Below are 18,722 nucleotides of genomic sequence, written 5' to 3'. Positions count from 1 at the left end.
GTGGAGGCTAGGGAAATGGCGGTGAAATCCAAAGCGAAAAAGAAAGCAGGCAAGAAGGCTGCGACCAAGAAGGTCGCTGCCAAGAAGCCTGCGGCGAAGAAGTCCGCAGCGAAGAAGTCGGGGAAGAAGGTTGCAGCGAAGAAGCCGGCTCGTGCGGTGAAGGCCAAGGCCAAGGCCGCGGTCAAGAAGACCGTGAGCAAGGCGAAGAAATCCGTAGCCAAGGTGAAGAAGTCCGCAAAGGGCTCCGTCGCCAAGGCGAAGAAGTCTGCCAAGAGTTCGGTTGCCAAGGCGAAGAAGTCGGTCGGCGCCGCCCAGTCGAAGGCCAAGACCTCCGCCAAGAAGTCCGTCGCCAAGGCCAAGAAGTCGGTGGCCAAGGCGCAGACCCAGGTGGCGACCACCGCCAAGAGCCTGGTGAAGCGTGCCAAGGCTGCGGCGAAGAAGGTCGTCGACTCGCTGCCGCTTCCGGCTGCGGTTGCCGAAGCCATGACGCCCGCGGCGGATCCGGCACCGGCCTCGTCCGAGTCGGGCTCCAGCTCGACCTGAGCGGCCTGATGCGAGGACCGGCAGGGTACGCCGGTCCCGTCGGGCCATCGCCCGGCGTGTCAGCAGTCAAAAGGGCGGCCTCGTGCCGCCCTTTCTGTTGCTTGATGGCGGGAGGCGCCATGCTGCGCCAACCTTCGATTCGATAGTCCAGACAGAGATCACATGATTCGCAGCATGACGGGCTATGCCCGCGTCGAGACGCAGGGCCCCTGGGGCCGCCTGAGCTGGGAACTGCGCTCGGTCAACCATCGGTATTTCGATTTCAGCATCAAGGCGCCGGAGGATTTCCGTGCGCTCGACGGCGAGCTGCGCCAGCTTGCCGCCGCCCGCATCGCCCGCGGCAAGATCGAGGCGGCGCTGCGCTACTCGCGCGAGTCCGCCAGCGGCAGCCAGATCGAGCCGGACCTGGACCGCGTGCGCGACCTGCGACAGGCGCTCGAGGCGGTTGCCAAGGAATGGGGCCCGCTGCAGGGCGCCGATCCGCTGCGTCTGCTGTCGTTCCCCGGCGTGCTGCGCGAGCAGTCGGCGGACTTCTCGGTCCTGCTCGAAGCCGCCCGCAAGCTGTTCGACCAGTGCGTGCGCGAGTTCAACGAGAGTCGCGCCCGTGAAGGCGGCCGGCTGGAGACCTTCCTGGTCGAGCGTTGCGACGCCATCGAGCAGCTCGTGGCGATCGTGCGGGCCCGTTACGCCGAAGTGCGTGGCCAGGGCATCGAGCGTCTGCGTGCCCGTGCCCGTGAGCTCAACGTCGAACTCGATCCCGCAAGGCTCGAGCAGGAAATGGTCATCGCGCTGCAGCGTCTCGACGTCGAGGAAGAGATGTCACGCCTGCTCTCGCACCTGGTCGAAGTGCGCGGCTCGTTCAAGCGCGACGAGGCCGTGGGCCGGCGTCTCGACTTCCTGATGCAGGAACTCAACCGCGAAGCCAACACGCTGTCATCGAAATCGCAGGACGCGGAGCTGACACGCTGCTCGGTGGAGATGAAGGTGACGATCGAGCAGATGAGGGAGCAGGTTCAGAATATAGAGTAGGGCATCACGGCGGTCTCGTGGCGTATTGGGCAATGTCAAAAGCCGCTTTAACGGACATTTCGGTGTTGGGCCCCCGCCGCCTGACCCGCACGGCCGCTCGCAGTCGCCTCAATGTCTCTCCTCAGGCCGAAGCGCTTCGACGGATTTCACGATCTCGCTTTTTAGAGCTTCCCGTTCTGACGGAATCTCGCAAGGAATCTCGGTCTGCATTCGATTCGCGGTGATTTCTATCCCGGTGCATCCGCCTCCGATGCACCCGAGAGGACGCTCAAGGACGTGTCGAACACCGTGTGAGCGACGAGTAACGCATATAGCGCAGCGAGGCGATCGGGGGCAAGATTTATCCGTTCGCGCCGCTTGATCGAAATAGCCGGACGTCTGTACTTGGTTCGGTAGCGGCACGCTTCCGTTGCGCCGGCCCGTCCGCAGCAGAAAATCAGGCGGAACATCGATCGCCACGGATGACACTGCGCCGTCGGCGCGCGCTGCCGCGCCGAGCATGACGGCCGAGACGAACGACAACAGGAATGGAAAAGAAGACGCGTCACTGATCGTCCGTCGATTCTGACCCCGTCGACTCGCATGGTAGCGGGCCGTTCGATGACGACGATGTGCAGCGGTGGCTCGCCTGCATTCGCCGGCGAGGGCGATGCGACCCACGAATAGCGCCACCGCGATGAGGCTGCGGTGGCGCGATTCGGGATGAGCGGGCGTTGGGCGGTCTCGGGCGACGGACAGGACCCGCGAGCCGGGTCGCTCGCGGGCTTTTCCGTTTTCTGTGTCCCGCTTACTGCGCGTCGACGACGACGAAGTCGATGTTGATCGGCGTCAGCACCGTGTCGACACGGGGCGTGATGATCGTCTCCGTGCCGCCCGAGAAGCCGGCGATGGCCACGCCCGGTGCCGCGCTGTTGTCGAGGCCGACGAAGAGCTGTCCGCTGGGCGAGACGGCAAGCGCGCCGTACAGGCCGGCCGTGAGACCGGTGACGGCGACCGGCGTCGAGGCGGCGCCCGGGTTGAAGCGGTACACCGTCTGGTTGCCCGCAAAACCGGTGCTGCCGATGAAGTAGCCGCGGCCGTTGTCGACGATCGCCATATTGGTGATCTGGCCATAGGGATGCGCCGCGGGCGTGCCGTCGTCCAGGATCAGCGTCTTGGCGAACGTGGTGCTGTCGATGCGCTCGATGCCGCCGTCGTAGAGCGGCGCGAAGGTCGTGGAGTTGTAGGCGCCGGTGGCGAACACCAGCAGGTCGCCGTCCGGCGTGGCTGCGATATTGGCGGGGTTGCGAACCGTCAATTCCACGCCCTTGAGCGCGGCGCCGGCGGCGCCGGTCGTGATCTCGGCGTCGGTGGCCACGTCGAACACGGCGACATAGCCGGTCTTGGTGGCGCTGAAGTTCTCGAGACGCTGCATCACCACGTACAGGCGGCCGCCGCGGATGATGCCGCCCGCCATTTCAGGAATGCCGTCGAACGTGTCATAGCCCGACAGGTCGATCTCGCCGGTCTTGAAGGCGGCTTCGGTCGTCGCGGACGGATTGACGATCCACATCTTCGCGGAGCCGTAGCGCAGCAGATAGGCCTTGGTCGGACTGGCGATGATCAGATCGTAGGGATTGCTGTCGCCGGTGTCGGTTGCGTCCTGCGTGGAGTAGGTCCACGTCGCGGCGCCGGGCGTCGCGGCCTCGTAGCGCGAGATCTGGTTGGTGTCGAACTTCTCGAGGCGGAAGTAGTGGTCGCCGCCGCTGCGAACCGAGATGTCGGACGTCGATGCGTTGAGATTGTTCTGCCCCGCGTAGGGAGCATCCGTGTTCACCAGCGAAATCGCGCCGGACGAGTAGTCCGGTGCGCGCGCAGCGATGACGGCCACGTCGGCGCTCAGCGGTCCGGAATCGCCGCCGCCATTACCGCCGCCGCCGCAAGCGGACAGCGTCAGGGCGAGGATGGCCAGTGGGATCAGTTTTTTCATGGAGTGCTCCTTGAGTCAGGGATCGATGCGGGCCGGCGCGTCTCCGGCCACGTGAGAGAAAACCGGACGCGTTCGCCCGGTGTCGGAAAGCCGTTGAACTGTTCGAAGTTGTCGTCGCCGACGTTGAGCCACTGCAGGCTCCAGCCCAGACGGCGGAGGGCGCCGCGCACGCCGACGTCGTGACGGCGCATGACGTCGGCCCGAAGCAGCTGGGCGCTGTCGTAGTACTGGCCCGACTCGAAGCGGAAGGCATAGAAGAACGTCAGTCCCGCGAGACGGCGTTCGAGGCGCGCATTGAGCTGGTTCTCGAAACGGCCGGGTAGCGCGTTGCCGCGCGTCGCCCGGGTGTCGCTTCGATCTTCGGTGTGTTGCCAGGTGCCCGAGAGGTCCCAGGACCAGGCCTCTGCGCCGCCGCCCACCGCCATCTCGACGCCGAAGATCTCGGCCTTGTCGGTATTGATCGAACGGCCGACGCCCTGTGCCGTGAACGTGGGGCTGATGGCGTCGCGCAGGTCCTGGCCGAACACCGTGAGCTGCGCGTGCCGCACCCAGCTCTCCATCGCACAGCGGGCGCCGGCGTCGGCGTAGGCGGAGCGTTCCGGATCCAGCGTCGGATTGCCTCTGAACAGGCCGCGGTCGCCGTAGCGTTCGAAGAAGGTCGGCAGGCGCTTGCGATGGCCGACGTTGGCGGCGGCGATGCAGACGCCGACGGCACGGGTCAGGCCCAGCGCGGGTTCCACCTGCCAGTACTTGTCTTCCTGCGTCTGGGATTCGTCATTCGACCACGCCGCGTTGAGGCTCGCGTCGAAGCGCCACAGCGAGCCCCATCCGGTCTCGATGCCGTTGCCGATCGACAGGCGTCGTGCCGAAGGTCCGGATGTATCGCCGATGGCGTCACGCGTGCGGAATTCCTGGTGCTCGATCCGGAGCTGATCGAACGCCGGACCCACGTCGTGGCCGACGGCCAATCGCGTGGCGCGCGATTGCTGGCGCGTGTCCTGCGCGCCACCGAGGCCCAGTTCGCTGTCCGGATCGCGGTAGCGCTCGGCGGTATAGCGATGGCTCAGCGACGCCTGCCACGCGGATTCCGCGGGAGTCGTCACCGAGGCGCCGAGCGAGCGCGTGCGCAGTTCGGTGCGGGTGGTGTCGCGGTTCAGGCGCGTCGGCAGTTCCTGTTCGTCGTCGACGCCGTGCAGCGTGAACACCAGCGGGCCGTGATACCGCAACAGGCCGTAGGTCTGCTCGGTGCCGGCGTTGCGACGTTTCTCCTTGTCCTTGCGTTCCGGATCGTCCGGATCGAAAGGCTTGAAGGCATTCGCGTAGCGAAAGTCGTTGTCGGCATGCTGGTAGCCGCCGAGCAGTTGCACGTCCTCGCTCAACTGCGCGCCCGCGCTCGCCTGCCGCTCGCCCAGCGTGCCGAGTCCCAGCGTGCCCACCAGCGGTTCGGCGAGCTGGCGGCGCGTGCGCAGATCGATGCTGCCGGCCAGGCCGCTGCCCAGGCTCACCGGCACGCGTCCCTGGTAGACCTTCACTTCCTCGAGCAGCAGCGGATTGACCAGCGACAGCGATGTCGCTTCTCCGCCGCCGACATCCAGCGGGAGCCCGTCGAGCAGGATCCGCACCTGTCGCCCGCTGCTGCCGCGCAGGCTGGCCTCGCTGTAGCTGCCCAGGCCGCCGGAGGATCGGACCTGCACACCGGGCAGTGTGGACAGCAGATCGGCGAGGTCGGTGGCCTCGAGCGGATCGACCGGCACCGTGAGCACAACGCCGGCGCCCTCGACCTTGGCGCGAACGCCTTCGACGACGATCGTGTCGAGAACCGGTTCCTGCTGTTGCACGGGCGCCGTGTCCTCGCCGCGCACGAGGGCGGGCGACGCGACCGCGCCGGCGAACACGAAGCCGAGGAGGGTCGCGGAACGCCGCGAGACGTGAACCGGCACGGAAGATCCCTGTGAAAATCGACGGACAACCGTGGTCGGCGTGGCTTTGGCCACCCGCTGGTTCGCCCTCCGCGACCACGGCACACAACTCCTTTGCAGGCCGGTCTCCGGACTCCTGGCATCGGGTTTCGCGCCTTCCCGTCGATTGGATCGACAGTGGCCGTGTGCGAAACCACACCAGTTACCGTTGCGGGGGCAGCGCCGGAATTGCACCGGCTTCCCGTTTCATCCCCCGGCGGATCGCCGAAGGACACCTACGTTCGCGATTGTAGGCTCGTTCGATCGCGGCGGGGGAGCGTGCGCTGGCGACGTTGAACAGAACGCAGGCGCGCAGAGACCTCCCCTGTAGGGGATCACCCGCATGGCATCCGCACTCCGGGTGTTTAGGCTTGGGGAAGGGTGACGGTGTTCGGAACCGGCCCGTTGCGCGGCGACCTTCCCGTCCGCGCAGGCACAGGAGAGAGGCGATGGACGGCGTACATGATCTGGGTGGTGTCAACGGCTTCGGCGCGGTGGAGCTCGAATCCAACGAGCCGGTATTCCACGAAGACTGGGAGCCGATCGGCTATGCGCTGATCTTCGTCGGGGCGGCCGACCTCAATGCCTTCACGATCGACGAGTTGCGCCACGCCATCGAGCGCATGGAGCCGCGTCACTATCTGACCTCCACGTATTACGAGCGCATCGTCACCGGTGTGGCCGCGCTGTTCGTCGAGAAGGGATACGTCACGCACGAGGAGCTGGAGCGGCGTGCGGGCGGACGCTTCCCGCTGGCGCGACCGGTCACGCCGGGCGAACCGGCTCGCGAGCCATCGATCTCGTTCGCGCCGGGCGAGACCGTGCAGGTGCGCAAGGATCATTTCCGTGGCCACAGCCGCATGCCCAAGTACGTGCGCGGCAAGCGCGGCGTGGTGCTGCACCAGGCGCCGCGATTCCCGTACGCGAGCGCGGCGGGTCACGGCATCGAGGCCAAGCACGAGCCGACGTATCACGTGAAGTTCGACGCCAAGGATTTGTGGAGCGACGCGGCCGAGAATTCCACCGTCGTCGTCGATCTCTGGGAAAGCTACCTGGAAAAGGTCTGAGCCCCGACCCGACCCGCGCCATCCCGAACCTTATTCCGGAGACAGTCATGAGTGATCACCACGAACCGCAGGTCCCGCTGGCATCCAGGGCCGCGCGCGCCAAGGCGTTGCGCGCCGCGCTGGACGAGAAGAACCTGATTCCCAAGGACTACATCGAGAACTTCGCGCATGTCGCGGAGAACGACTGGAAGCCGCAGAACGGCGCGCACGTCGTCGCCAAGGCCTGGACCGATCCGGCGTTCCGCGAGCGCCTGCTCAAGGACGCCACGTCGGCCTGCGCGGAACTGGGCTATCACGGCCCCCAGGGTGAATACATGGCGGCGCTGGTGGACACGCCGACTTTGCATCACGTCATCGTCTGCACGCTGTGCTCGTGCACGGCGTGGCCGATCCTGGGTCTGCCGCCCGACTGGTACAAGAGCTTCGAGTACCGCTCGCGCGTCGTGCGCGAATCGCGCAGCCTGTTGCGCGAGATGGGGCTGGATCTTCCGGAGTCGGTCGAGATTCGCGTCGTCGACACCACGGCCGAGACGCGCTTCCTGGTGCTGCCGGTGCGACCGGCCGGTACCGAGGGCTGGAGCGAAGAAAAGCTCGCGTCGCTGATCTCGAAGAACGTGCTGATCGGCGTTGCGCTGCCGCAGGTACCAGCCACCGCCTGACCGTAGAACCGTAGCCCGGACGAAGTCCGGGGTTGCGTTGCGTATTCGAGGGGAATCCCGGACTTCACCCGGACTACGTCTCCGGCCCCGTAGCCCGGGTGAAACCCGGGATGTCTCCTGCCGGCGGACGAAGAACGTTTCCCGAATCGCTCAAGGCGCGTTCGACACCGAATAGCGCACCACCGGCCCGATCCAGCTTTCGCCCGGCGGCAGCGCCGGCGGCGCCGGCTCGCCCTTCGGACCGAGCCACTGCACGAAGCGCAGGATGGCGAGCAGGTCCTGGTCGGTCATCTCGTGCATCGTGAACCAGGGCATCGGCGGGCGCGCCGCGAACGAGCGTGCGTGCTTGAGCCAGTCCTGATCGTTGTAGCGCAGCATCGTCAGGCGCAGGTTGGTCGGGAAGCTCGTGCCCCAGGGCCCTTCGTGGGCGGTGCTGTCGCCGAGCAGCCATTCCTGCTCCGGCACGTGGCCGGCCTTGGCGGCATAGCCCGCCGTGTGGCAATCGTTGCAGCCGCCGATGCGGACCAGGTAGCGGCCGCGATCCACCTCGGCTTTTGCGACAGGGATGCTGCCGGCGACGACCGGCGCGGCCTGGATGTTCTTGGCGCTGCCCGCGCCGTAGGCGAGACCGCAGGACGCCGGCGCGACGGCGAGCAAGGTGATGGCAAGAGCGCGATGCAGTTTCATGGTGAACCCCCGAGTGACGATGGATTCACTCTAGGTCCGGGGCCGCGTGAGAACAGCGCAGGCAAAGGAATAAGATTGCTTCCGTTCCGGCAACGAGCGCGCAGCTTCTTGGACGATCCCGTTCACATGGTGACCTTCGCGCGCGTCGTCGAAGCCAATAGCTTCGCGGCGGCGGCCAAGCGGCTGGGCGTCACGACGTCGGTGGCGAGCAAGCACGTGGCCAAGCTCGAGAAGAGCCTCGGCGCGCGGCTGCTCAACCGCAGCACACGCAAGCTGTCGCTCACCGAGGCGGGCGAGGCGTTCTACGAGCACTGCGCGCGCCTGATCGTCGAACTCGAAGCCGCCGAGCAGTCCATCGCCCAGGTCGAGACCGAGCTGCGCGGCTCGCTGCGGGTCAGCGCGCCGCCGTCGATGGTGGCGATGCACATCGCGCCCGCGCTCGCGGAATTCCGGCGCCGTCATCCGCAGCTCGAGCTCGAGTTCGACCTGAGCAACCGCGTCATCGATTTTTCCGAAGAGGGCTACGACATGGCGCTGCGCGTCACGCGCCAGCCTTCGCCCGATCTGCTGTCGCGTGCGCTGGCGCCGCTGCGCATCTGCGTGGTCGCGGCGCCCGAGTACCTGCGCAAGCACGGTGTGCCGGTGCATCCCGAGCAGCTCGCGGGCCACGAGTGCCTGCTGTTTTCGCTGGAGGACGATCCGACCACCTGGACCTTCCACGGTAGCGCGGGCCGCACGGTGCGGACCAAGGTGAGCGGGGCGTTTCGTTCCAACGTGATGGAGCCGTTGCACAAGATGGCCGTGCATGGCCTGGGCATCGCGCAGCTGCCGAGCTACATGGTCGGTGGCGACGTCGGGCACGGGCGCCTGGTGCAGCTATTCCGCGAATGGGACAGCTATCGCGGCGCGTCGGTCTTCGCCGTATGGCCGACGCACCGGCGCGATTCGCGCAAGGTGCGATTGTTCGTCGAGTTCCTGGTGGAGCGCTTCGGCGAAGAAGAGGCGTACTGGGATCGCGCGCTGCGCCTGCATGGCACGGAGACCGCGGCGTGAAGCGCGAGCACCTGATCGGCCAGATGGTGACGTTCGCGCGCGTGGTCGAGGCCGGCAGCTTCGCCGCCGCGGCGCGTGCGATGGATGTGAACACCTCGGTGACCAGCAAGCATGTCTCGCAGCTCGAGCGCGAACTGGGCGCGCGTCTGCTCGAGCGCGGTACGCGCAGCCTGAAGCTCACCGAGGCCGGCGCAGCGTACCTGCGTCATTGCCAGCGCGTGATCGAGGAGGTCGAGCACGCACGGCAGACCGTGATGGAGATGCAATCCGCGCCGCGCGGGCGCCTGCGCGTCAGCGCACCGCCGGGGCTGATCGCGGGACTGGTCGTGCCGTGGCTGCCGGAGTTTCGCCGCCGCTATCCGCTGATCGAGCTCGATGTCACGGCCTCGAACCGGTTCGTGGATCTGGCCGAGGAAGGCTTCGACCTCGCATTGCGGGTCACCGATGCGCCGCAGCCCAATGTCGTCGCCCGCAAGCTCGCCGACATGCGCATCGCGGCCTGCGCGGCGCCGTCGTACATCGAGCGGCGCGGCGCGCCGAAGGAACCGATGGATCTGCTGGAGCACGACTGCCTGCAGTTCACGCCGCCCGGGCTGATGGCCGCGTCGGTGTTCGAGAAGGACGGTGTGCGCGTGGAAGTGCCGATCCGCGGCAGCATCCGTATCAACCACGCCGAGCCGCTGCGCACCTTGGCGCTCGGGGGCCTCGGCATTGCGCTGCTGTCGCGGCACCTGGTTCACGATGATTTTCGCGAAGGCCGGCTGGTGCGCCTGCTGCCGGGCTGGCACCCGGTCGTCGACGCGGCGCTGTACGCGGTCTACCTGCCCAACCGCTACGGCATGCCCAAGCTGCGTGCGTTCGTCGAGTTCCTGCTGGAAAAGTTCGAGCCGGCGCGGCGGCCGCGTCGTTCGAAACCGTAGCCCGGACGAAGTCCGGGGTTCCCGTCGCAAACCGAGCGCAGCCCCGGACTTCGTCCGGGCTACGACCCGACCGAGTGGCGGACTTTCGAGAGGGAATGCCGAGACCCCCGGGCTTGCCTAAACTGCCGCGCATGAATCCCCCCCGCGGCAACCTCTTCATCGTTTCGGCGCCCTCGGGCGGTGGCAAGACCAGCCTGACGCGCGCGGTGCTGGCGCGGCTGTCGGAGCGGGGGCAGGAGGCCGCGATCTCGGTTTCGTACACCACGCGCGCGCCGCGGCCGGGCGAGGAGGACGGGGTGCACTACCACTTCGTCGACGAGGCCCGCTTCCTGGACATGATCGGGCGTGCCGAACTGCTCGAGCACGCCCACGTCTTCGGCCGCCGCTACGGCACCGGTCGCGACAAGACCGAGGAACTGCTGGCGCGCGGCGTGGACCTGATGCTCGACATCGACTGGCAGGGCGCGCAACAGGTGCGAAAACTGCTTCCCGAGGCGCGATCGGTCTTCATTCTGCCGCCATCGTCGGAAGAGCTGGAGCGCCGGCTGCGCGGGCGCGGGCAGGACGACGACGCCACCATCCAGAAGCGGATGGCGGCGGCCAAGGCCGAGATGTCGCACTACGCCGAGTACGACTTCCTGATCGTGAACGAGGATTTCGAGCGGGCGCTCGAAGAGCTCACCGCCCTGTTCCTGGCGCCCAGGCTGGCTCGCGGGAGCCAGGCCAGCCGTCACGCCGGGCTGATCGACGCGCTGCTGGTCTGACCGTAGCCCGGGTGAAACCCGGGGTTCCCCTCGCAAACCGGGCGCAACCCCGGGTTTCACCCGGGCTACCGGGGCGGGACGGCCAGCCCCGGTCCACGTCCTGCTGGCTTCGGGACCCCCCGGTCGGCTACACTTCGCGCCCTTTTTTGTTGGCAGATGCGAGCAACTCATGGCGCGTGTGACCGTTGAAGATTGCCTGGAAAAGATCCCGAACCAGTTCGAGCTGACCCTGGTGGCCGCCAAGCGCGCACGCCAGCTGGCTCGCGGTGCGGACGCCAAGCTGCCCTGGGGCAACCACAAGTCCACCGTTCTGTCGCTGCGCGAGATCGCGGACGGCTTCGTCGGCAAGGAAGTGCTGGCCGAGCAGGATCTGCCCGCCATCCAGCAGCCGAAGGTGGATCTCGAGCCGCTGGACCCCAGCTACGATCTGTAACACCAGAAGCCCGGAAAATCCGGGCTTCTGCGTTTTCTGCGCCCGCCCATCGCGAGTGCGAGCGGCCGGCCCCCTCATGTTGTAGACGCCTGCCGACCTGAAGATGACGACCCGCCTCGACCTCGCCAACGCCATCCGCGCCCTCGCCATGGATGGAGTTCAGAAGGCGAACTCCGGGCATCCGGGCATGCCGATGGGCATGGCGGATATCGCCGAAGTGCTGTGGAACGACTTCCTCCAGCACGATCCGAAAGACCCCAAGTGGTTCAACCGCGACCGCTTCGTCGTCTCGAACGGCCACGGTTCGATGCTGCTGTACGCACTGCTCCATCTGACCGGCTACGACCTGCCGATCGAGGAGCTGAAGAACTTCCGCCAGCTCAAGTCGAAGACCCCGGGACATCCGGAGAACTTCGTCACCGCCGGCGTCGAGACCACCACCGGCCCGCTGGGCCAAGGCCTGGCCAACGCGGTGGGCATGGCCATCGCCGAGCGCGTCCTCGCGGCGCGCTTCAACCGCGACGGCTACAACGTGGTCGACCACCGCACCTTCGTCTTCGTCGGCGACGGCTGCCTGATGGAAGGCATCTCGCACGAGGCCTGCTCGCTGGCCGGCGTGCTGGGCCTGGGCAAGCTCACGGTGCTGTACGACGACAACAACATCTCGATCGACGGCGAGGTGCACGACTGGTTCCACGACGACACGCCCGCGCGCTTCGAGGCCTATGGCTGGGAAGTGGTGCGCAACGTCAACGGCCACGATCCGCACGAGATCAAGATCGCGCTGGAAACCGCCTCACGTTCGGTCAGCAAGCCCACGCTGATCTGCTGCAAGACGGTGATCGGCTTCGGCTCGCCGAACAAGCAGGGCAAGGAATCCAGCCATGGCTCGCCGCTGGGCGATGCCGAGATCGCGCTGGCACGCACGCAGCTCAACTGGCCGCACGCGCCGTTCGAGATTCCAGCCGAGATCCGCGCCGGTTGGGACGCCTCGTCGAAGGGTTCCGAGCGCAGCACGGCATGGAAGCAGTTGCTGGACCGCTACGTCGCCGCGTTCCCGGTGGAAGGCGCTGAACTCAAGCGTCGCATCGCGGGCGAACTGCCGGCCGACTGGGCGCAGAACGTCGACGCGGCGATCGCGCAGCTCGCCGCCGGCGACAAGCCGGTGGCCACGCGCAAGTCCTCGCAGAACGCGCTCGAGGCCATCGCGCCCAAGCTGCCGGAACTGATCGGCGGATCGGCGGATCTTTCCGAGTCGAACTGCACGTTGTGGAAGGGCGCCACGCCTTCGCGCGCGGGCAACCCGACCGGCAATTATTTCTTCTACGGCGTGCGCGAGTTCGGCATGTCGGCCGCGATGAACGGCATGGTGCTGCACGGCGGCATCATTCCGTACGGCGGCACGTTCCTGGTGTTCTCGGACTACGCGCGCAACGCGCTGCGCATGGCCGCGCTGATGAAGATCGGCACGATCTTCGTGTTCACGCACGACTCGATCGGGCTGGGCGAAGACGGCCCGACGCACCAGGCGGTAGAGCACGTCTCCAGCCTGCGCCTGATTCCGAACATGGAGACCTGGCGCCCGGCGGACGCCTTCGAGACAGCGATCGCTTGGCGCGCCGCGATCGAGCGCCGCAACGGCCCGTCGGCGTTCGCGCTGTCGCGCCAGAACCTGCCGCCGCAGCCGCGTGCCGCCAACCACGCCGTCGATGCGCTGAAGGGTGGCTACGTGCTGCTCGAGCCGGCGTCGTCGCCGCAGGCCATCCTCATCGCGACCGGTTCGGAAGTCAGCCTCGCGGTCGACGCCGCCAAGAAGCTCAACGCCGCCGGCAAGGCCGTGCGCGTCGTGTCGATCCCCTGCGCCGAACGCTTCCTGAAGCAGGACGCCGCGTATCGCGAGTCGGTGCTGCCGGCGGCGATCAAGGCGCGCGTCTCGGTGGAAGCCGGCATCACGATGTACTGGCGCGGCTTCGTCGGCGACGCCGGCATCGCGATGGGCGTCGACACCTTCGGCGAATCGGCACCGGCGCCGGCGCTGTTCAAGCACTTCGGCCTGACGGTCGAAGGCGTGGTGGCCAACGTCGAGAAGCTGCTCGCCTGAAGCCGCGCATCAATTCATACCGGGGACGCACGATGCGTCCCGTCACAGGACCGTAGTCCGTCACGAGGATCGATAAATGGCAGTCAAGGTTGGCATCAATGGTTTCGGCCGCATCGGGCGCAACGTGTTGCGCGCTGCCGTGCAGAACTTCGGTTCCGACATCGAGATCGTCGGTATCAATGATCTGCTCGAGCCGGATTACCTGGTCTACATGCTGAGCTACGACTCCGTGCACGGCCGCTTCAAGGGCGAAGTGTCGGTCGACGGCAATACGCTGATCGTCAACGGCAAGAAGATCCGCCTGACGCAGGAGCGCGATCCGGCGAACCTGAAGTGGGCGGACGTCGGCGCCGACATCGTCATCGAATCGACCGGCCTGTTCCTCGACAAGGCCACCGCCGAGAAGCATCTCGCCGCGGGCGCCAAGAAGGTCCTGCTGTCGGCGCCTTCGAAGGACGACACCCCGATGTTCGTCTACGGCGTGAACCACAAGTCCTACGCCGGACAGGCCATCGTCTCCAACGCCTCGTGCACGACCAACTGCCTGGCGCCGCTGGCCAAGGTGCTGCACGACAAGTGGGGCATCAAGCGCGGCCTGATGACGACGGTGCACGCCACGACGGCGACGCAGAAGACGGTCGATGGTCCGAGCAACAAGGACTGGCGCGGCGGTCGCGGCATCCTCGAGAACATCATCCCGTCGTCGACCGGTGCGGCCAAGGCCGTCGGTGTCGTGATCCCCGAGCTCAACAAGAAGCTCACCGGCATGTCGTTCCGCGTGCCGACCTCGGACGTCTCGGTGGTGGATCTCACCGCCGACCTCGAGAAGCCGGCCACGTACAAGGAGATCTGCGCGGAGATGAAGGCGCAGTCCGAAGGCGCGCTCAAGGGCGTGCTCGGCTACACCGAGGACAAGGTCGTCGCCACCGATTTCCGCGGTGATGCGCGCACCTCGATCTTCGATGCCGACGCCGGCATCCAGCTCGACTCCACGTTCGTGAAGCTCGTGGCCTGGTACGACAACGAGTGGGGTTACTCCAACAAGTGCCTGGAAATGGTGCGCGTGATCGCGGCGAAGTAATCGCCGCCTAGCGTCGAAAAGCCCCTCCCTTCGCGGAGGGGTTTTTCGTTGGCGCGGGCCCCATCGGACATCGCCCCGCGTAGCCCGGGTGAAACCCGGGGTTTCGCTCCGTGTTCGAACGACCGCCCCGGGCGATGGAGGCATGACGCAGTTCACGGATCGCCCGAGCGGCCACGGCGCGACCTCGGCAGAATCGACGCAGCCCGCCGGAGATCTGCCATGCACGTCGCCTCCCTTTCCCCCGACGTCTGCGAAGCCCACGCCCGCTGCTGGGCGCGCATCCAGGATCACCTCGGCAGTGAGCAGGGGCAGCTCGATCTCGCCTCGATCCTGGTCCGCAAATTTCGCTGGACGCGTGACTACGCCGAGCGCGCCGTCGAGGAATACCGCCGCTTCTGCTTTCTGGCCGCCTGCAGCGGTCACCCGGTGTCGCCGAGCGCGGAAGTCGACGAGGTCTGGCACCTGCACCTGCAGTACACGCGCGACTACTGGGAACGCTTCTGCCCGCAGGTCCTGGGCACGCCGCTGCATCACGAGCCCGGCGGTCGCAACACGAGCCAGGACCGGATGTTCCGCGAGCAGTACGCGCAGACGATGGCCAGCTACCAGCAATGTTTCGGTCCGCCGCCGGAGGCGTTCTGGCCGGGTACGGTCCGCCGGTTCGATGCGGCGCCGAGGTTCCGCGCCGTCGATACCGAGCGGGTGATCGTGCTGCGCCGTCCGCATCTGTCGCCGCTGCGGATGGCGGCCGCGGCATCGCTGATCGGAGTGCTCGTGCTGCTCGCCGGAATGCCGGACGCCTTCGCGCTGTCGGCCGAGCCGCTCGACTGGAACGGTCCTGCGTTCCTGAAGCTCTATGCGTTCCTGTTCGGCGTCGCACTCTTCGGCGGCCGATGGCTGAGCCGAAGCCCCGGTGATGCCCACGGCACGAATGCCGCGTCGCTCTCGCCGTACGACGTCGCCTATCTCGCCGGCGGCCCACGCCGCGTCATGGATGCCGCGATCGCGGTGCTGATGGCCCGCGGCGCGGCGCAGTGGGAGCCGTCGAGCCGCACCCTGCAGATCAGTGATCCGGTGCCCGGACTGCCTGCTCCGCTGGACGCGATCGCGCAGCACCTGCGCACGACACCCGATCCCGAGCGCGCGGCGCGCACCGTGGAAGGCGTGCTGAGCCCGCTGCGGCAGAACCTGATCAGGCGCGGCCTGATGCTCGACGACGAGGCGATGCGCAGCCAGGCCCGTCGTGCGGCGCTGCCGTCGTTCATCGTATTCGCGCTCGGCGTGGCCAAGATCGGCGTGGGCCTGGCCCGCGACCGGCCGGTCGGATTTCTCGTATTGATGTCGATCGTGATCCTGTTCGTCGGCGTCTACTACCTGCGCAAGGGATGGCGCGTCACGCGCGCCGGCGACAAGGTCGTGCGCGAGACCCGCCTGCTGCATGCCTCGGCGGCACGTGCGCCGCGGACGCAGGACATGGCGATCGCGGTGGCCCTGCTCGGAACTGCCGCGATGGCCGGCACCGCCTACGCCGCGTATCACGAGGCGCGCCTCCCGCAGCGCGACAGCGGCAGCACGGATTCCGGCGGCGGCTCGTATTCGGACAGCGGCAGCAGCGGTAGCGACAGCAGCGGCGGTGACAGCGGGGGCGATAGCGGCGGCAGCAGCGGGTGCGGGGGCTGCGGCGGCGGTGGAGGCGGCGACTGAGGCGATCCGGTGCCAAAATGCGGGTCTGTCTCCCGCTGCCGATGACCGACCTTCCCTCATGAATTTCCTTCGCCTCGCCGATCTCGATCTTTCGAACAAGCGCGTCTTCATCCGCGCCGACCTCAACGTGCCGCAGGACGATGCCGGCAAGGTCACCGACGACACGCGCATCCGCGCCTCGATCCCGGGCATCCAGCTCGCGCTGAAGAAGGGCGCCGCGGTGATGGTGACCTCGCACCTGGGGCGCCCCACCGAGGGCGAACTCAAGCCTGCCGACTCGCTGGCGCCGATCGCCGCGCGCATGAGCGAGCTGCTCGGCCAGAACGTCGAGCTGATCCAGAACTGGGTCGACGGCGGTTTCACGGTGAAGCCCGGCCAGGTCGTGCTGCTCGAGAACTGCCGCTGCAACAAGGGCGAGAAGAAGAACAGCGACGAGCTCGCGACCAAGATGGCGAAGCTCTGCGACGTCTACGCCAACGATGCGTTCGGAACCTCGCATCGCGCCGAGGCGACGACGCATGCGCTGGCGCTGAAGGCGCCGGTGGCCTGCGCGGGCCCGCTGGTCGCCGCAGAACTCGAGGCGCTGGGCAAGGCCCTGCACGCGCCGGCGCGGCCGCTGGTCGCCATCGTCGGCGGCTCGAAGGTCTCGACCAAGCTGACGATCCTGGATTCGCTGGCCGACAAGGTCGACCAGCTCGTCGTCGGCGGTGGCATCGCCAACACCTTCCTGCTCGCGATGGGCCTGCCGATCGGCAAGTCGCTGGCCGAGCCGGATCTGGTCAACGAGGCCAGGCGCATCATCGACAAGATGGCCAAGCGCGGCGCCTCGGTGCCGATCCCGACCGACGTCGTCACCGCGAAGGAATTCTCCGCGACCGCGACGGCGACCGTGAAGGACGCCAAGGACGTGGCGTCGGACGATCTGATCCTCGACGTCGGTCCGCAGACCGCCAAGACGCTGGCGGCCGCGATGGAGAAAGCCGGTACGATCGTCTGGAACGGTCCGCTCGGCGTGTTCGAGTTCGAGGCGTTCGCCAACGGCACGAAGCTGCTGTCCGAAGCGATCGCGAAATCCAGCGCGATGTCGATCGCCGGCGGCGGCGACACCGTGGCCGCGATCGCGAAATTCGGCATCGAGAAGGACGTGGGCTACATCTCCACGGCGGGCGGCGCGTTCCTCGAATTCCTCGAAGGCAAGGAGCTGCCGGCCGTCGCGGCGCTCGTCGCACGCGCAAAGGGCTGAAGCCCGGGGCTTCTCCCGCGACGTCGAACGAAAACCCCGGGTTGCACCCGGGCTACGGTATGGTGAAAGGCGAGCCTCGGCTCCCCTTTCCTTTTAGGGGGTGCACATGAGAATCGGAGTGCTGGGTTCCGGCGAAGTCGCGAGGACGCTCGCGGCCGGTTTTCTGAAGCACGGCCACGACGTGCTGATCGGCACACGCGACCCGGGCAAGCTGCGCGACTGGCTCAAGGCCAACGCGCGCAGCAGCGCCGGCAGCTTTTCCGACGCGGCGAACTTCGGCGACGTCGTCGTGCTGGCCGTGAAGGGTTCGGTGGCGGCGCGTGCGCTGCGCCTGGCCGGCACCACCAGCCTCGTCGGCAAGATCGTCATCGATGCCTGCAATCCGATCTCCGACCAGCCGCCGGTCAACGGCGTGCTGCGCTTCTTCACGTCGCTCGAGGATTCACTGATGGAGCGCCTGCAGAAGGAGTTCTCCGTCGTGCGCTTCGTGAAGGCGTTCAACTCGGTCGGGCAGGGAATGATGGTCAACCCGCAACTGGCCGGTGCCCCGCCGACGATGTTCATCTGCGGCAACGACGCCGAGGCGAAGAAGACCGTCAGCACGCTGCTCGTGCAGTTCGGGTGGGAAGCCGCGGACATGGGCATGGTCGAGGCGGCGCGCGCGATCGAGCCGCTGTGCATGCTGTGGTGCATTCCCGCGTTGCGGGAACAGAAGACCCGTCACGCGTTCAAGCTGCTGCGCGAGTGACGCCCCCGTGGGCCGGGTGAAACCCGGGGCTACTCCTGATCGACGGAGCAGGATCCCGGGTTTCACCCGGGATACGGGGTGATGCGGAGCTTGCTTCGATCGCCGCAGGCCTCACAATCGATTGCACTCGTCTCATTCGCTGGAGCCTGTCGATGAAATCCTTGCACCTCCTCGTCGTCTCCCTGTTCGTGGTCCTGCTCAGCGGCTGCGGTTACAACGACCTGCAGGCCAAGGACGAGGCCACCAAGTCCGCGTGGGCCGAAGTGCTCAACCAGTACCAGCGCCGCGCCGATCTGGTGCCCAACCTGGTCAACACGGTGAAGGGATTCGCGCAGCAGGAGAAGGACATCCTGATCGGCGTGACCGAGGCGCGATCGAAAGTCGGCTCGATCAACGTCTCGCCGGAGATGGTCAACGATGCGGCGGCGATGAAGAAATTCGGCGAAGCCCAGGGCGAGTTGTCGTCGGCGCTGTCGCGCCTGCTCGTGGTTACCGAAAACTATCCGCAGTTGCGGTCCGACACCTTGTTTCGCGACCTGCAGGCGCAGCTCGAAGGCACGGAGAACCGCATCACCGTTGCGCGCAACCGCTTCATCGAGTCGATCCAGGCCTACAACGTCACGGTGCGCTCGTTCCCGACCAATCTGACGGCGAAGATGTTCGGACATGAAGTGAAACCCAACTTCACCGTCGAGAACGAGAAGGCGATCAGCGCGCCGCCGACGGTGGATTTCGGCAGCTAGCGCGACGGCGCTTCGCTGCA

At 67.0% G+C, this 18,722-nt stretch carries 17 protein-coding genes and 1 riboswitch; of the genes, 14 read left to right on the top strand and 3 right to left on the bottom strand.

From position 1 onward, the window contains the following. The first annotated feature begins 21 nt into the window (after positions 1–21). Together DFR24_RS17885 and DFR24_RS17880 are read left to right on the top strand one after the other, a co-directional pair. Complete coding sequence (locus DFR24_RS17885) at positions 22–543, top strand: hypothetical protein (RefSeq protein WP_210772378.1); 522 nt, start codon at positions 22–24, stop codon at positions 541–543. Positions 544–705: 162 nt separating this feature from the next. Next, positions 706–1,572 (top strand): YicC/YloC family endoribonuclease, encoded by an 867-nt coding sequence (locus DFR24_RS17880; RefSeq protein WP_133882782.1) that lies wholly within the window; start codon positions 706–708, stop codon positions 1,570–1,572. 787 nt (positions 1,573–2,359) lie between these two features. Here the strand turns inward: DFR24_RS17880 and DFR24_RS17875 are convergent. Then, a complete protein-coding gene (locus DFR24_RS17875; RefSeq protein ID WP_133882781.1) occupies positions 2,360–3,541 on the bottom strand; it encodes an NHL repeat-containing protein in 1,182 nt (393 codons plus the stop codon). Continuing rightward, the gene (locus DFR24_RS17870) at positions 3,538–5,481 is read right to left on the bottom strand and encodes a TonB-dependent receptor plug domain-containing protein (RefSeq protein WP_162851300.1); all 1,944 of its coding nucleotides are present in this window, start codon (positions 5,479–5,481) and stop codon (positions 3,538–3,540) included. Before DFR24_RS17870 ends, DFR24_RS17875 begins: the two co-directional genes overlap by 4 nt. A gap of 81 nt (positions 5,482–5,562) precedes the next feature. Further along, a riboswitch (cobalamin riboswitch) is annotated at positions 5,563–5,754 on the bottom strand. Between the two features lie 194 nt (positions 5,755–5,948). Between DFR24_RS17870 and nthB the strand changes: the two genes are divergently transcribed. Together nthB and nthA are read left to right on the top strand one after the other, a co-directional pair. Next, positions 5,949–6,566: a nitrile hydratase subunit beta gene (gene nthB / locus DFR24_RS17865; protein WP_133882779.1), complete on the top strand. Its 618-nt coding sequence runs from the start codon at positions 5,949–5,951 to the stop codon at positions 6,564–6,566. A 47-nt stretch (positions 6,567–6,613) separates the two neighbouring features. Next, positions 6,614–7,225, top strand: coding sequence for a nitrile hydratase subunit alpha (nthA, locus tag DFR24_RS17860; RefSeq protein ID WP_133882778.1), 612 nt, complete (start codon positions 6,614–6,616; stop codon positions 7,223–7,225). A 150-nt stretch (positions 7,226–7,375) separates the two neighbouring features. Here nthA and DFR24_RS17855 read toward each other — a convergent pair whose 3' ends face one another. Next, positions 7,376–7,912 (bottom strand): cytochrome C, encoded by a 537-nt coding sequence (locus tag DFR24_RS17855; RefSeq protein ID WP_133882777.1) that lies wholly within the window; start codon positions 7,910–7,912, stop codon positions 7,376–7,378. Positions 7,913–8,020: 108 nt separating this feature from the next. Here DFR24_RS17855 and DFR24_RS17850 point away from each other — a divergent pair, with 108 nt between their 5' ends. From DFR24_RS17850 to DFR24_RS17805, 10 genes are all read left to right on the top strand, one after another. Beyond that, positions 8,021–8,965, top strand: coding sequence for a LysR family transcriptional regulator (locus tag DFR24_RS17850; RefSeq protein ID WP_162851299.1), 945 nt, complete (start codon positions 8,021–8,023; stop codon positions 8,963–8,965). Next, entirely contained in the window at positions 8,962–9,885 is a 924-nt protein-coding gene (locus DFR24_RS17845; protein WP_162851298.1) for a LysR family transcriptional regulator, read from the top strand. The genes DFR24_RS17850 and DFR24_RS17845 overlap by 4 nt, the downstream gene beginning before the upstream one ends. A gap of 131 nt (positions 9,886–10,016) precedes the next feature. After that, on the top strand, positions 10,017–10,649 hold the full coding sequence (gene gmk, locus DFR24_RS17840; protein WP_133882774.1) for a guanylate kinase: 633 nt from the start codon (positions 10,017–10,019) through the stop codon (positions 10,647–10,649). Positions 10,650–10,818: 169 nt separating this feature from the next. Then, on the top strand, positions 10,819–11,082 hold the full coding sequence (gene rpoZ, locus DFR24_RS17835) for a DNA-directed RNA polymerase subunit omega (RefSeq protein ID WP_133882773.1): 264 nt from the start codon (positions 10,819–10,821) through the stop codon (positions 11,080–11,082). 103 nt (positions 11,083–11,185) lie between these two features. After that, the gene (gene tkt / locus DFR24_RS17830; protein ID WP_133882772.1) at positions 11,186–13,183 is read left to right on the top strand and encodes a transketolase; all 1,998 of its coding nucleotides are present in this window, start codon (positions 11,186–11,188) and stop codon (positions 13,181–13,183) included. Positions 13,184–13,259: 76 nt separating this feature from the next. Further along, positions 13,260–14,264: a type I glyceraldehyde-3-phosphate dehydrogenase gene (gene gap, locus DFR24_RS17825; protein ID WP_133882771.1), complete on the top strand. Its 1,005-nt coding sequence runs from the start codon at positions 13,260–13,262 to the stop codon at positions 14,262–14,264. A gap of 219 nt (positions 14,265–14,483) precedes the next feature. Further along, a complete protein-coding gene (locus DFR24_RS17820) occupies positions 14,484–15,968 on the top strand; it encodes a TIGR04222 domain-containing membrane protein (RefSeq protein WP_133882770.1) in 1,485 nt (494 codons plus the stop codon). A 58-nt stretch (positions 15,969–16,026) separates the two neighbouring features. After that, positions 16,027–17,211: a phosphoglycerate kinase gene (locus DFR24_RS17815; protein ID WP_133882769.1), complete on the top strand. Its 1,185-nt coding sequence runs from the start codon at positions 16,027–16,029 to the stop codon at positions 17,209–17,211. A gap of 106 nt (positions 17,212–17,317) precedes the next feature. Further along, positions 17,318–17,959 (top strand): NADPH-dependent F420 reductase, encoded by a 642-nt coding sequence (locus tag DFR24_RS17810; protein ID WP_133882768.1) that lies wholly within the window; start codon positions 17,318–17,320, stop codon positions 17,957–17,959. 152 nt (positions 17,960–18,111) lie between these two features. Then, positions 18,112–18,702, top strand: coding sequence for a LemA family protein (locus DFR24_RS17805; protein WP_133882767.1), 591 nt, complete (start codon positions 18,112–18,114; stop codon positions 18,700–18,702). Positions 18,703–18,722 lie beyond the last annotated feature (20 nt).

Source organism: Panacagrimonas perspica, from assembly GCF_004364935.1.
GTDB classification, from domain to species: Bacteria; Pseudomonadota; Gammaproteobacteria; order Nevskiales; family Nevskiaceae; genus Panacagrimonas; species Panacagrimonas perspica.
Note: the sequence above shows the minus strand (reverse complement) of the source record. Positions and strands in the feature narration are given on the sequence as shown.